The following is a 12,233-nucleotide window of genomic DNA, read 5'->3' as shown; positions in this document are numbered from 1 at the left end:
CAGACCGCGGCGCACTTGTTCCCGCATGAAAAAGGCGCCGCCTTGCCGGCAGCGCCTCGCATCGCGTCGGACAAGATCAGCCGGCCGGCTTCAGCGAGCTGATGATGGCGATCAGTTCGTCGTCATGGGCGTCCTGCTTGCCCTTGGTGCCCCAATAGGTGATCAGCAGCAGCTTGCCTTCAGCAGGCGAAAGCACGGCGACGCCGATATTGACCGGCCCTTCCTTGTCCGCGCCATCCCAGTCGAAGGTCTTCATCTTCATGCCGTTGATCTCGGCTTCGGACTCCTTCTGGGTCTTCTCCTCGATGGTCACGCCGTTCTTCTGCAGGAAGGCGAAGGCTTCGTCGATGATCTTGTCGCTGGTCTTCTCATCGGCAACGTCGATCGAAAGATAGATCGCCGAATCGGCCGACGAAGCGTCTATGCCGGTCTCCGTTTCCTTCGGCCCCCAGTTGTCGGGAATGGTGACGGTCGCGACCGGATCGTCGCTTGGAAATTCCAGCGTTTCCGCCTGGGCCATCACAGGCAGGAATGCCGCAAAGGCTGCAGCAATGATGAGTTTCTTCATGGTAGGTCCCCGGATGGTCGCGTCCCGGCGGGCAGCAGCCCTTGCCACCCCTCTCGCTCCGGATCGCGCCACACCCTTTTGTTATCGGCTTTTGCTTTGCCAAGCCTTACCGGGCGCGGGCCTGAAAGCACGCAATGTTTAAAGGCGCGGTCCATTTTTGGTGTCTTCAGGAAATGGACGATGCTGGCGAAGCGCGGAGCCACATCCCCAATGAGGCCATGTCAGGCAGCGAGCGGAGAGGCCCGAAAGCGCAAGGCTGCCTGGAAGCCATCAAGCGCTCAGTTGCTATTTCTCTCCCTCAACTTTCCGCCTCTACGAATCCGGTCAGACACAACCTGACCTGGAGAGAAACCGTGGAAGCCATCCCGAAAATCCCGCTTAGTTTCAAGGAAGTCACCGAGGTCACCGGCCTTAGTCGCCCCACCCTCTACCGGCAGATGAGGGCCGGCGAGCTTGGCTTTGTGAAGGTCGGAAGGCGCACGCTGTTTCGCCCCGCGGATCTGCAGGCTTTCATCGAGAGCCACATCAAGGCGCCGGCCGAAACCGCCAACCGCACCGTCTGAAACGAGACAATGCCATGCTCCGAATACCTGAATACACGCCATCGAAGATGGACGTGAACGATATCGCATGTCTGCGCCGCGACGTGTCGCTTGCCTTGACCGTCTCGCAACACGGCTACAAGCTCGATCGCAACGGGCAGGAGCTTGAAACCTGCTGCCCTTTCCATGCGGAAGACACCCCGTCCTTCACGATCTTCACAGGCAATGACGGTATCGAGCGCTTCCATTGCTTCGGCTGCGGCAGGAAGGGCGATGTGCTTGATTTCGTGCGCGAGGTGAAGGGCGGCGATCTGCCCGAAGCCATCCGCATTCTCGGCGGCGGTGTCAGCAGCCGGCCGAACCTTCGGCCGAAAACGGTCAAGGCGCGCGATCCCTATGAGGGCGTAACGCCGATCCGGCCGCCGGCGGATCTGTTGCGGGCCGGCCAGCGCGTGCGGCTCTACAATCCCAAGCGCAAGGGCGAGCGCTCCGAATGGGGCTCATTCGCGCCCTCGATGGTCTTTCCCTATCGCAATGCCGACGGCTCTCTATCAGGCTATGTGCTGCGCCATGATCTCGCCGATGGGGCTAAGGAAACGCCGATGGTGATGTTTGTCCGTCTGCCGGACGGGACCGAAACATGGTGCCGCTTCCCGTTCCCGAAGCCCCGGCCGATCTATGGTTTGCATATCGGCAACCGGCCAGATATCGGCGAGGGAAAAGTGCTTGTTGTCGAGGGCGAGAAGTGCCGCGACAGGCTGCATGAATCGAGCGGGCGTGCGGTCGTTTCCTGGGCGGGCGGGACGCAGGGCGTCAAGCACACCGACTGGTCGCCGCTATCAGGCCGCGACGTGCTCATCTGGCCGGATTTCGATCCCCCGGGCATGGCGGCGGCAAATGAAATCGCCGCGCAGCTGACGAGCCTCGGCGCCCGTATCCGGCTCGTTGGCTTTGCCGATATCGGTGCCGCAAGCGAGCTTGAGACCTATCGCGTCGAAGACTGGCGGGCGGGCCTCTATCCCGGTCGCGGCTGGGATTGCGCCGATGCGCTGGACGATGGATGGACGCAAGCCGAGATCGATGCCTTCATGCAGGCCACGGTGCGCCCCTTTGCGCTGCCGGCTGCACAGGACGAAAAGCCTGTAACGGTCGAGGGTAGGGGCCGCGCGTCGCGGCGGAAAGCAGTCGTCCGTGACATGCCGCCACCGGCCAGAGAGGGAGACGACCGGCCGAGGCTCATCTTCCACGAAGCCGACCTTTCGGAAGCGGTGACGAGTGCCTGCCGCCTGGTGGTCGATGCCGGCGCACGGCTCTACGCCCGCGACACGGCTCTGTTTCAGGCCGTCCGCGTTGCGGGGAAGGAAAAGACGGTGCTGGTTCTTGCCGATGAGAATGCGATCATCGACATCCTGACGAAACACGTGCTTTGGCTAAAGCCCGACGAGAGAAAAAAGCTCGGCTACAGGGATATATCCTGCCCGGCGCTGGTCGCGAGATCCGTCATTGCGCGACACGGCGATTGGCCTTTCCCGCAGATCAGGGCGATCGTTTCCCTGCCGACGATGCGCAGCGATGGCACCATCATCGATGCACAGGGCTTCGACCAGCAATCGGGCATCCTGTTTGAATCGGACAAGACATGGCCCGCAATACCCGAATGCCCTGACAGGGCTGCGGCACTGGCGGCGCTGGACACTATCAGGAAGCTCATTTCGAGCTTCCCCTTCGTGGGCGGCGTCGATGAATCGGCAGCGCTCGCCATGATCCTGACGGCGGTCATCCGCCCCAGCCTCAAAACCGCACCGCTATTTGGCGTGAATGCGACGGCGCCCGGCACAGGCAAATCCAAGCTGGTGGATGTTGCGGCCATTCTCGCGACCGGCCGGGTCGCAGCGGTCAACTCCTATGCGGGCGACGATAACGAGCTGCGCAAAGTCCTGGAGTCGCGGCTCCTGCAGGGCGACAGTTTCATCAATCTCGACAACCTGTCGGTGGCGCTTCGCTCGGATCACCTTTGCCAGGTTCTGTCCCAGGAGGAGGTCAATGTTCGCCCGCTCGGCAAAACCCTCGCGCTGGACTCGACAACGGCGGTCATGTTCTGCGCGACCGGCAACGGCTTGCGCTTTGCCGGCGACCTGACGCGGCGCGTGGTGCTGATCAATCTCGATGCCGGCGTCGAGCGGCCGGAAGAGCGCGTCTTCGAGAGCGACGTCATCGAGGACGCACGCCGGCAGCGGGTGGAGATCGTGACCGCCGCCCTGACCGTGTTGCGGGCCTTCGTCGTGAACCAGGCAGACAAGGTCTCGCCGGCGCTCGGTTCCTTCGAGCAATGGTCCAACCTCGTCCGCTCCGCGCTCGTCTGGCTGGGATTGCCCGACCCGCTCGGCAATGCGGCCAAGATCAGGGACAACGACCCGGAGAAGGAAAGAACGTCGGCAATCATCGCGGCCCTGCCGGCCGGCAAGCCCTGGGCGGCGGCAGATATTGCCAGGATGGTGGACGAAGGCGCCTTCGATCCGATCGGCAACCGCCAGCATGAGGGGCTGATTGATGCTCTTGGCGAATTCATCGAGCGTGGCAAGCTGAATACGACGCGGTTCAGCGGGTTCCTGCGCAAGCACTGCGGGCGGATCGTCAACGGGCAGATGATCGTCATTGCGGGGAAAAACCGCGTGAACGCGGTGCTTTGGAAGGTCGAAGCAAAGCTGGAAAAGTGGAGAGATAGTGCAACCTAGGATGCTTGAACTCGGATTTCCACGCTTAATTAACTCTCTCTTGAGAGATTATCTTAACCATAAATTCAAGCTGGCTTAGTCATGGCGGAAACATCTATCGAGTGGACTGATGCAACGTGGAACCCGGTGGCGGGTTGCAGCATAATGAGCGCTGGCTGCACGAATTGCTATGCGATGCGCATGGCTGCCCGCCTCGAAGCGATGGGTCTGGAAAAGTACAAGGGACTTATCCGTAAAAGCGGCGGCCGAGCCAAGTGGACAGGAGCAATTTACCTGGACGAGAAAGCTCTCTCAGTGCCGGCGTCATGGTCCAAGCCCCGAAATGTTTTCGTCAATTCCATGTCGGACCTTTTTCATCCAGATGTTCCGGTCGATTTCGTTCGCAGAGTGTGGTCTGCAATGGCCGAGACGCGTCGCCATACATATCAGATCTTGACCAAGCGCCCCGACCGGATGGCTGCAATCCTCAGCAACGGATTTGACGTGCTGCCGAACGTTTGGCTTGGCGCTAGTGTGGAAGATGGCCGTGTGATTCATCGGCTCGACGAACTGCGGCAAGTTCCGTCCGCCGTCCGTTTCGTATCCTTTGAGCCACTTATAGGCTCCGTTTCGGCAGGGAGTCTAAATGGTATCCAGTGGGCAATTGTCGGGGGAGAATCCGGCCCTCACGCAAGACCGATGGATGCAGCCTGGATTGATGAAATCTTCGATATGTGCACCGACGCGGATACAGCGTTCTTCTTCAAACAGTGGGGTGGACAGAATAAGAAGAAAACCGGCCGTTCATATCGAGGCCGTACATGGGACAATATGCCGTCCATCGCAGCCTAAACAGGTTCAATCTTATCAGTCTCTTCCGGCGTGCGTCGTCTCGACCCATTTAGACGCCATGTTTCTTTGATTTCTCCGGCTTTCCCTAACTCGGCACAAATCTGTTTGGCATCCGTCTTTCTCAGCATGTATCGATCTAACATAGGCGGCCAGATTGCAGAAAACGGCTTCGGACACTGTGGCAATTGGTGACGGAGCCAATCTTTGGCTTGGCTCCTGATATTGGCTATTTGCGAGTCCATGGAAAGCTCCGCCATAGATGCCATCTCTTCCGGAGGAAAAAGCCCGAACTGCTTAGTTTTTGTCTCCTGAATTACCTGGCGGGCGACAGCTCTTCGCATTCCATGATCCTTCAGTGCCGCGTATTCGACATCACGGTACGCTGCCAGTCCCTCTGGGCTTCTGGTGCCATATACGATGTGGAAGTGCGTGCGGTCCGATATTTTCTCAATCGGAGTGCTCAAGACGTGAGCGAATTTCCCTGCATTCCAAAACTGCTCACGAAAGAGAGCCATCAAAGCCTCCTCTCGTGGCAATGATGTATCGAGGCGCGCTTTCCAGTCGGCCCCAAGGATACCGTCGAATGATGCAAGGGTCACAGGATCGGACGATGCGGTGAATCTATTTACGAAATCGAACATGAAATTGAGTAGCACTTCACCGGGAGAGTGCTCGAAAATTGGCTTTACCTTTTGGAACTCGTAGCCGGTCCACCCTGTCGGATCGATGAAAGTGAGAGCAAATGAATTTGCCATCATTCTCTGAATTTGAGGGATGGCGTTCTCGAACTTCCCCTTGAATGTCTCGATAACGAAGTCGTCCGCCGGGTTGTGATGTACTCCGACGGCGGATTGCAGTTGTGCAAATGCAGTTGGATTCTCTTCGACGAAAAAGCACTTGATGCACGGCCTTTTGCCTGTCGAGCGGACTTTTGCTTGGACATCCTTCAGGACTTGAATTGCGATCATAAACGAGGAATCAGCGTGGTCGGAAGTTCTCGTCTCCCAAGGCCCTGAAAACCCATCGATGTAGGCAAGAGTTGACCAGCCTCCATGCAAAGTTTTGAACGCAAGTGTCTGTAAATACTTTTTCAGAATGAAATGTTTAGTTTCGGTTTGCTCGCGGCCTTGATAAACGCTTGTCATGTGAAAACATTTTCCAGCTGGTTGCTATTTCAACCTAAGCCAGATTCGCGATTCGGTCAGTACATCCGTAGGTAATGGGGCCGCTTTTCCCAAAATTTTAGCAGCAGCTTCGGTCTTCTGATGCCAGCCGGCGCTGCATGATTGTATTATGGACGAGATGCATAGGATGCATAACTTGCATAGGACTTTCCATTCGTCGTGTGGGAAATGTCAGATCGTGACATGACAGGCATTGAATCTGACATTTCCTATAGAGCAGTTGAAAACTGCCCCTGCATCACCTGCGTCCTATGCGGCCAGCGAAGATATCTACTTCGACAGCCAGCTTTCGAAATAGTGGCGGACAGCCGCACCTGCGCCGAAATGATCGGTTGTATCCAACCTCGCAACTGCGCCTCGCACGACATCCGCCATAACGGATGCAGGCAAGATGCCGGACTTGACCATGCTTTGAAACAGTTCCTCCACCAGGATGATCGTCCCGATCGCTTCGTCTTCAGCCTTGAAATTCGCCATCGCTGGTCTCCCTCTGCGTCGTTGGCAATGAAAATGTAGAGCAACCTATCTTGTTAGGATCGCGTTGTGGAGCAGCCCGCGAATTTCGTCGCGCTACTGAACTTGGCCGGACGGAGGTGCAACGTCTCGAAGAGAGTTGGGTATCCGAGCCTCTACGCCTCGCGCTCGATCGTCGGCAGCTTGCTCGGCCCGACCTACGAGCTTGCTTCGGATGCCACGAGCCTTGCGGGCCTCGCCGTCGCCAATGCGAAGGGCGCAGTCACAGGCAATGCGCCCGGCATGACCGAAGGCGATGTTGCAACGGTTCGCAGGCTGACGCCCTTTGCGAGCCTGCCTTACTGGCGGTGGTTGATTGATGGGGTGTTGGTGCCAGAGGCGAAAGAGGCGGTTCGCCGCTGATTGATGTTACCTGGCATCGTCACTGACAGGCCGCCGAAGGTTGCCCTTACCAGCCCTGAAAGCGGCCATGTCGGCCTCATACTTGCGCTCACGCCGCTGCTTGCGCCAATACGCCCAGACCTCCAGCACAATAAAGCGAAGCAGTTCTCGACCGAAGACCAACATAAGACCTTGCAAGACACACTCCAAGGCGTCGCCCGCTTATTCGGGGCGGGCTATACTGACAACTATTTAAGTTATGCACGCGTGCATTGTGAGGGCTGCTTCCGAAAAAAAGCAGATCAGAACATAGAGGGTTCCGGAATTGAAGGTGTTCGACTGAGGGCAGAAGGAGCGCTATGAACGCTGCGGCCGCCGGCCCGCTGCAATCTTCAAATGTTTTGCGCCATCTTGAACACTGGCGCGAAAAGATAAAAGAGGCTCTTGGCGGCTGATGCGGTGATGTGGTCGGCATCCATGTAAAGCGGCACGCCGCTTCGCGAGGCGTGGCAATGATCGTTGTTGCAAAAGGCCGGCAGCGGATCGACGACAATTGCACCATATTTATCGGCATATTTCTCCAGCATCGAGCGGGCGAGCGCCTGCCGTTCGGCGACGTAGGACAGGGGTGGGGCGATATCCGTCGAGGTGCCGTCGAGCTTGGCCTTGGCAAGAGCTTCGGGCACGAAATGCCCCATCTCGGGCACGTCCATAACCAGCACGACCGTGACGCCTTCCTGCTTCAGCTCGGCGAGAGTCTTATCCAGGGCCGTGGCAATCGGCGTCGAGTAATCGGCCACAGACGGGGGGATTGAAGGATCGAAATAGTCCCCCTGGTTCGGTAGTTCGGAATTGTGAACGTATTTCGGCCAATAGGCGAGCATGAACACGAGCGGAATATGCTCCCGCTTGATGAGGTCGCGTACTGAATCGTTGAAGGCCGTGCAGCGTCGCGTATCGTTTTTGCCCGCAAGCGCAACGTCGGTCAACGGAGGGCATGACGCATGGGCAGCGAACCTGCCGCCAAAACCCGCGGCAGCGGCGGCGGCATCGATGCCCGGCGCCATCGCGGCAGCGTGCGAGTCGCCCCACACCAGAAAGTCGGGGCCAACATCATTCGGATCGCCCAGGCCGCAGACCTTGCCGGCTTCGATGTCGGCGTCTGACGGGCCTTTGTGATCCGACTCGGTAAAGCAACCGTCCATATAGAAGTGGCTTCGGTCATATGTGGCCGCATAGATCGACCGAACGTCGGCCGGCAATCGGCCCGGTGCGCCACCACTCATGACCAGAAGCAGCCCGGCGCCGGCCGTAAGCCCGATCAGCGCGGCCGCCATTGCCGGCAGCTGCTTGCCGGTGAGCAGCCCCCAATTTCCACGAAACGGCTTTTCGATGAACCGCCAGGAGGCGACCGCAACAAGCATCGATGCCAGGACCACGACGCACCGCAGCAGCGGCGTCAGCTCGTGACCCGCGAAATAGCGGGTGAAGACGATAATCGGCCAATGCCAGAGATAGAGCGAATAGGAAATCAGCCCGACAAAAACCAGCGGACGCAGCGAAAGAAGCCGGCCGACGAAGCCGCTGCCTGCACGCGCGTGGATGATGAAGGCGGCGCCCAGGCATGGCAGCAATGCGGCATAGCCCGGAAAGGGCGTTTTCTCGGTAAAGGTGAGAACCGCAATGCCGATCAGGACAAGGCCGATCGCCGCCAATGCCTGCCGGCCCGTCTCGCTTTTCACCTCGGGGATGGCCTTGAGGCCGATGATGACGCCGATCAGAAGTTCCCAGACGCGATATTGCGAAAGGAAGAAGCCCGCTGTCGGATCGCGATACAACACACCGATGCCGGCGGCGAAGGATGTGGCGAGGGCGACAAGCGCGAAAGGAACCATCCGCCGCGGCGCGACCTTCTGCAGCAGGATCATGACGAGGGGAAAGGCGATATAGAATTGCTCTTCGACCGCAAGCGACCACGTATGCAGCAGCGGCTTCATCTGCGCGCCGATATCGAAATAGCCCACCTCTTTTGCAAACTGAATGTTCGACATGAAGAGGGCGGCGGCTGTCATGCTCCCGGCGAAATATGAAAGCTCCAGAGGCATGAGGGCGAACCAGGCGACGACGGCGCAAGTCGCCATCATCGCAAAGAGGGCCGGGAAGATACGACGGATGCGCCGCTGATAGAAATTCAGGAGGCTGAACTCGCCTTTCGCCATCTCGCCGGCAATCAACGACGACATCAGATAGCCGGAAATGACGAAAAAGACATCGACGCCGACGAATCCACCGCTGATGCCGGGAATTCCAGCGTGGAAAAGAACGACCGGCAGGATGGCAAGGGCGCGTAGTCCGTCGATATCAGATCGGTATGCCAGGTGCGCTCCATTGTGTGGCGCGCTTGGAACGGGATTTTTTCCCTTTGTAAACAACGTCACAGACCTTCGCACTTGCGTATCCGGTAAACAACGGATGGAGCTATCCGTGAGAATTGAGGTATTTCGAGGCCCATAGAGCCAGCAGAACCGCGACCCCTAGCCAGATCGCTATGATCGCTATCAAACCCGCCCTGCTCACAGGACGCTCTTTCCGGCTTGCGGCAAGTGTCCTTAATTCCAACATCAGGGGCGCGGGAATAAGCCGGACAGCCCAGATCACACCGAGCGGCACGATGATCAGATCATCGAGATATCCGAGTATCGGGATGAAGTCGGGAATGAGATCGATGGGCGACAGCGCATAAGCCGCCACCGCGCCGGCCACGAGTTTTGCAGATATGGGCGTGCGTTCGTCGCCGGCAGCCAACCAAAGCGCAATGACGTCGCGTTTAACGGCCCGCGCCCATTGCTTCAAATGCTCAAGCCATTTGTTCATTGCGCGTCAGCAATGCCCCCGGGATGCCGTTTGTTCAATTGGTACTCCGGGGCGTCAGGCGAAACACTCATCCAAATCTGCATAGGATGATTGGATCGTTTCTACCGAAGCGCGGAAATTGTCAGTCCTTCATATCAAGGCAATGTAATTGACATTTTCAAGGAAGGGGACGGGAAGAGCAAGCCTTCCTAGGCATCCTATGCACCGTATTCAGCCTCAACTGTTCTCATGGATTCTCGCTGTGATCAGTGACACGACGGCGAAAGGCTGCAGACGTGGTGAAAGTCCCCCTCTACCAAGAAAATCAGGATCGGGCTGCATTGCGGCCCGAATATACCGAAACGCTAGTCGGTGGTGCGACGGCCGATGCCTTCGGCTCGGCAAAGGGCTGCAGTCCGTTGCCGGCGGCATGGATGTCGCGGCCGAAGCGGTACAGCGCCTGCAGCAGATAAGAGGCTTGCCGGCAAAAGGCATTACTCAATTGTTGAAAGGGTGGGCGGCAAGCACGCGACGGCGCCCGCTGCATCGCGAATGTCGAATTCTTGCTGTTGAGATCGCCGCTAGGATTGTCACTTTGGCAATCGGCAAAAACATCAATAAATACAATAATTTAGTTTAAAACCAATGGCGGACAAGGTGGGATTCGAACCCACGGTACGCTTTCACGTACACACGCGTTCCAGGCGTGCGCCTTAAACCACTCGGCCACCTGTCCTTATTGGGTGTTCGCATCCGCAGAGGATGCAAATCGTCGGAACGGCGCGATATATACCGATGATTTTTTGAGGATCAACCCAAATCTAACAGTTTTTTGACTTCTTCCGATAAAACTGCGCGCATGCCGTCCATTGCGCCGTGCTCGCTCCCAGCCTATCTCTAGGTTTGGGTGGAGAATGGCGCGGCTCGCCGGACATCAGGGCATTACCGTCGTCGGAGGATTTGATGCGTTTCTTGTTGCGTCTTGCCAGCCTGTTTGCGCTGGCAGTTGCGGTCATTGCCGGAACCATCGATTCGATCCAGTCCGTTGCATCCTCGCAAGTGATCATGACCCCGATGTCGGATGCCTGGCAGGATGTCAGCCCCTCGACGCTTACCGCGCTCCAGTCCTCCGTTTCCTATTACGTCCATCCGCGTTTCTACGCTTTCATCTTCCAGTGGCTCATGCTGCAGCCGGCCTTTGCCGTGCTTCTGGTACTGTCGCTCATCCTGTGGATGATCGGCTACAAGAAGCCGCCGGTGGCAGGCCGTTTTACCGCCTGACAAACAGGGGCTGGAGGGTGTGGATGAGCGCAATCGGCAGCTACCAGAACGGGAAGATAATGATGCCGATGACGCCACGGCATTGGTTAGAAAATCCGCATTTTAGCGGTCGATTTGCCCAGAATTCAGGACCTGTGGACTGATTTTCGGCAATAATGGCAAATCTTTACCAACCGAAAAATTTCTCGTGAATTTTTTGTGGAGCCATGCAAGGATGCACGCAGCCAGGCCTCCGGGGGGAGGTCGGTGGTTCCGCAGACATGCCTGAAAAAGGCTTGCGGGAGGACCCCAGACAAATAGCAACAACAGGGCTGCAAACTCATGAAAAAATCCCTTCTCACCCTCCTTGCCGTGGCAGCGATGTCGACGACGGCGCTTGCCGCCGACATTAAGCCGGCTCTCGTTTACGGCACCGGCGGGAAGTTCGATAAGTCCTTCAACGAAGCTGCCTTTAACGGCGCTGAAAAGTTCAAGAAGGAAACCGGCATCGCCTACCGCGATTTCGAGCCGACCGGCGACACCCAGGGCGAGCAGGCCATCCGCAACTTCGCAAGCCGCGGCTTCAACCCGGTTGTTGCCGTTTCCTTCGCCTGGACCTCGGCTGTCGAGAAGGTTGCCGCTGAATTCCCGGATACCAAGTTCATCATCGTCGACTCCGTCGTCGACAAGCCGAACGTCCGTTCCGTCCTCTACAAGGAAGAAGAAGGCTCCTATCTCGTCGGCGTTCTCGCCGGCATGGCGTCCAAGACCGGCAAGGTCGGTTTCGTCGGCGGCATGGACATTCCGCTGATCCGCAAGTTCGAATGCGGCTATGAGCAGGGCGCACGCGCCGCCAAGGCCAATGTCGAAGTCTTCCAGAACATGACCGGCACGACCGGTGCTGCCTGGAACGACCCGGTTCGCGGCGGCGAGCTCGCCAAGAACCAGATCGACCAGGGTGCTGACGTCGTTTACGCAGCAGCGGGTGCAACCGGTCTCGGCGTTCTGCAGACGGCAGCCGACAACAAGAAGCTGTCGATCGGCGTCGATTCCAACCAGAACCACCTGCATCCGGGTTCCGTTCTGACCTCGATGGTCAAGCGCGTCGATCTCGCCGTCTACAACGCCTATAACGACACCAAGAACGACAAGTTCACGGCTGGCGTCCAGTCTCTCGGCGTCAAGGAAGACGGCGTTGCCGCCGCGATGGATGAGAATAACAAGTCGCTGATCACGCCGGAAATGCAGGCCGCCGTCGACAAGGCCAGGGCCGACATCATTGCTGGCACCGTCAAGGTCCACGATTACACCACGGACAATGCCTGCCCGAAGTGAGTCGTAACTGAGATCGGGCGTATGGCGGACAAGGATTTTCGCCATACGCCCTTTTCTTATTTGGAGCCTG

12 protein-coding genes and 1 tRNA gene are annotated in these 12,233 nt (G+C 57.9%); 7 read left to right on the top strand and 6 right to left on the bottom strand.

The genetic code is table 11. The features are described 5' to 3' along the window. Positions 1-76: 76 nt before the first annotated feature. Positions 77-568 carry a histidine kinase gene (locus AC1DM5_RS15345; protein WP_477820841.1) on the bottom strand — a complete coding sequence of 164 codons (492 nt, stop codon included), beginning with the start codon at positions 566-568 and terminating at the stop codon, positions 77-79. A gap of 134 nt (positions 569-702) precedes the next feature. Between AC1DM5_RS15345 and AC1DM5_RS15340 the strand changes: the two genes are divergently transcribed. The 3 genes from AC1DM5_RS15340 (at position 703) to AC1DM5_RS15330 (ending at position 4,676) form a co-directional block, all read left to right on the top strand. Next, a complete protein-coding gene (locus AC1DM5_RS15340) occupies positions 703-1,131 on the top strand; it encodes a helix-turn-helix domain-containing protein (protein WP_477820842.1) in 429 nt (142 codons plus the stop codon). Positions 1,132-1,145: 14 nt separating this feature from the next. Then, on the top strand, positions 1,146-3,845 hold the full coding sequence (locus AC1DM5_RS15335; protein WP_477975204.1) for a CHC2 zinc finger domain-containing protein: 2,700 nt from the start codon (positions 1,146-1,148) through the stop codon (positions 3,843-3,845). An 81-nt stretch (positions 3,846-3,926) separates the two neighbouring features. Continuing rightward, entirely contained in the window at positions 3,927-4,676 is a 750-nt protein-coding gene (locus AC1DM5_RS15330; protein WP_477820844.1) for a DUF5131 family protein, read from the top strand. Here the strand turns inward: AC1DM5_RS15330 and tcmP are convergent. Both tcmP and AC1DM5_RS15320 read right to left on the bottom strand, forming a co-directional pair. Continuing rightward, positions 4,673-5,821 carry a three-Cys-motif partner protein TcmP gene (gene tcmP, locus AC1DM5_RS15325; RefSeq protein WP_477820845.1) on the bottom strand — a complete coding sequence of 383 codons (1,149 nt, stop codon included), beginning with the start codon at positions 5,819-5,821 and terminating at the stop codon, positions 4,673-4,675. The genes AC1DM5_RS15330 and tcmP overlap by 4 nt on opposite strands. A gap of 309 nt (positions 5,822-6,130) precedes the next feature. Then, the gene (locus tag AC1DM5_RS15320; RefSeq protein ID WP_477820846.1) at positions 6,131-6,337 is read right to left on the bottom strand and encodes a hypothetical protein; all 207 of its coding nucleotides are present in this window, start codon (positions 6,335-6,337) and stop codon (positions 6,131-6,133) included. 66 nt (positions 6,338-6,403) lie between these two features. Between AC1DM5_RS15320 and AC1DM5_RS15315 the strand changes: the two genes are divergently transcribed. Next, complete coding sequence (locus tag AC1DM5_RS15315) at positions 6,404-6,736, top strand: hypothetical protein (RefSeq protein WP_477820847.1); 333 nt, start codon at positions 6,404-6,406, stop codon at positions 6,734-6,736. Between the two features lie 371 nt (positions 6,737-7,107). Here AC1DM5_RS15315 and AC1DM5_RS15310 read toward each other — a convergent pair whose 3' ends face one another. Both AC1DM5_RS15310 and AC1DM5_RS15305 read right to left on the bottom strand, forming a co-directional pair. Beyond that, positions 7,108-9,153 (bottom strand): acyltransferase family protein, encoded by a 2,046-nt coding sequence (locus AC1DM5_RS15310; RefSeq protein WP_477820848.1) that lies wholly within the window; start codon positions 9,151-9,153, stop codon positions 7,108-7,110. Between the two features lie 40 nt (positions 9,154-9,193). Then, a complete protein-coding gene (locus tag AC1DM5_RS15305; RefSeq protein WP_477820849.1) occupies positions 9,194-9,589 on the bottom strand; it encodes a YkvA family protein in 396 nt (131 codons plus the stop codon). A 409-nt stretch (positions 9,590-9,998) separates the two neighbouring features. Here AC1DM5_RS15305 and AC1DM5_RS15300 point away from each other — a divergent pair, with 409 nt between their 5' ends. After that, the gene (locus AC1DM5_RS15300) at positions 9,999-10,208 is read left to right on the top strand and encodes a hypothetical protein (protein WP_477820850.1); all 210 of its coding nucleotides are present in this window, start codon (positions 9,999-10,001) and stop codon (positions 10,206-10,208) included. A gap of 6 nt (positions 10,209-10,214) precedes the next feature. Here AC1DM5_RS15300 and AC1DM5_RS15295 read toward each other — a convergent pair. Continuing rightward, a tRNA-Ser gene (locus AC1DM5_RS15295) sits at positions 10,215-10,304 on the bottom strand. A gap of 227 nt (positions 10,305-10,531) precedes the next feature. Between AC1DM5_RS15295 and AC1DM5_RS15290 the strand changes: the two genes are divergently transcribed. Together AC1DM5_RS15290 and AC1DM5_RS15285 are read left to right on the top strand one after the other, a co-directional pair. Next, on the top strand, positions 10,532-10,849 hold the full coding sequence (locus AC1DM5_RS15290) for a hypothetical protein (protein ID WP_477820851.1): 318 nt from the start codon (positions 10,532-10,534) through the stop codon (positions 10,847-10,849). A gap of 321 nt (positions 10,850-11,170) precedes the next feature. Then, on the top strand, positions 11,171-12,163 hold the full coding sequence (locus tag AC1DM5_RS15285; RefSeq protein ID WP_477820852.1) for a BMP family lipoprotein: 993 nt from the start codon (positions 11,171-11,173) through the stop codon (positions 12,161-12,163). The last annotated feature ends 70 nt before the right edge of the window (positions 12,164-12,233 follow it).

The organism is Rhizobium sp. 01T437 (genome assembly GCF_056398505.1).
Note: the sequence above shows the minus strand (reverse complement) of the source record. Positions and strands in the feature narration are given on the sequence as shown.

Excerpts from the sequence above, each read along its gene's own strand:
- AC1DM5_RS15340 (WP_477820842.1), top strand. The coding sequence starts at position 703 with ATGTTTAAAGGCGCGGTCCATTTTTGGTGTCTTCAGGAAATGGACGAT.
- AC1DM5_RS15345 (WP_477820841.1), bottom strand. The coding sequence starts at position 568 with ATGAAGAAACTCATCATTGCTGCAGCCTTTGCGGCATTCCTGCCTGTG.
- AC1DM5_RS15305 (WP_477820849.1), bottom strand. The coding sequence starts at position 9,589 with ATGAACAAATGGCTTGAGCATTTGAAGCAATGGGCGCGGGCCGTTAAA.
- AC1DM5_RS15285 (WP_477820852.1), top strand. The coding sequence starts at position 11,171 with ATGAAAAAATCCCTTCTCACCCTCCTTGCCGTGGCAGCGATGTCGACG.
- AC1DM5_RS15300 (WP_477820850.1), top strand. The coding sequence starts at position 9,999 with ATGGATGTCGCGGCCGAAGCGGTACAGCGCCTGCAGCAGATAAGAGGC.
- AC1DM5_RS15290 (WP_477820851.1), top strand. The coding sequence starts at position 10,532 with ATGCGTTTCTTGTTGCGTCTTGCCAGCCTGTTTGCGCTGGCAGTTGCG.
- AC1DM5_RS15335 (WP_477975204.1), top strand. The coding sequence starts at position 1,146 with ATGCTCCGAATACCTGAATACACGCCATCGAAGATGGACGTGAACGAT.
- AC1DM5_RS15330 (WP_477820844.1), top strand. The coding sequence starts at position 3,927 with ATGGCGGAAACATCTATCGAGTGGACTGATGCAACGTGGAACCCGGTG.
- tcmP (WP_477820845.1), bottom strand. The coding sequence starts at position 5,821 with ATGACAAGCGTTTATCAAGGCCGCGAGCAAACCGAAACTAAACATTTC.
- AC1DM5_RS15320 (WP_477820846.1), bottom strand. The coding sequence starts at position 6,337 with ATGGCGAATTTCAAGGCTGAAGACGAAGCGATCGGGACGATCATCCTG.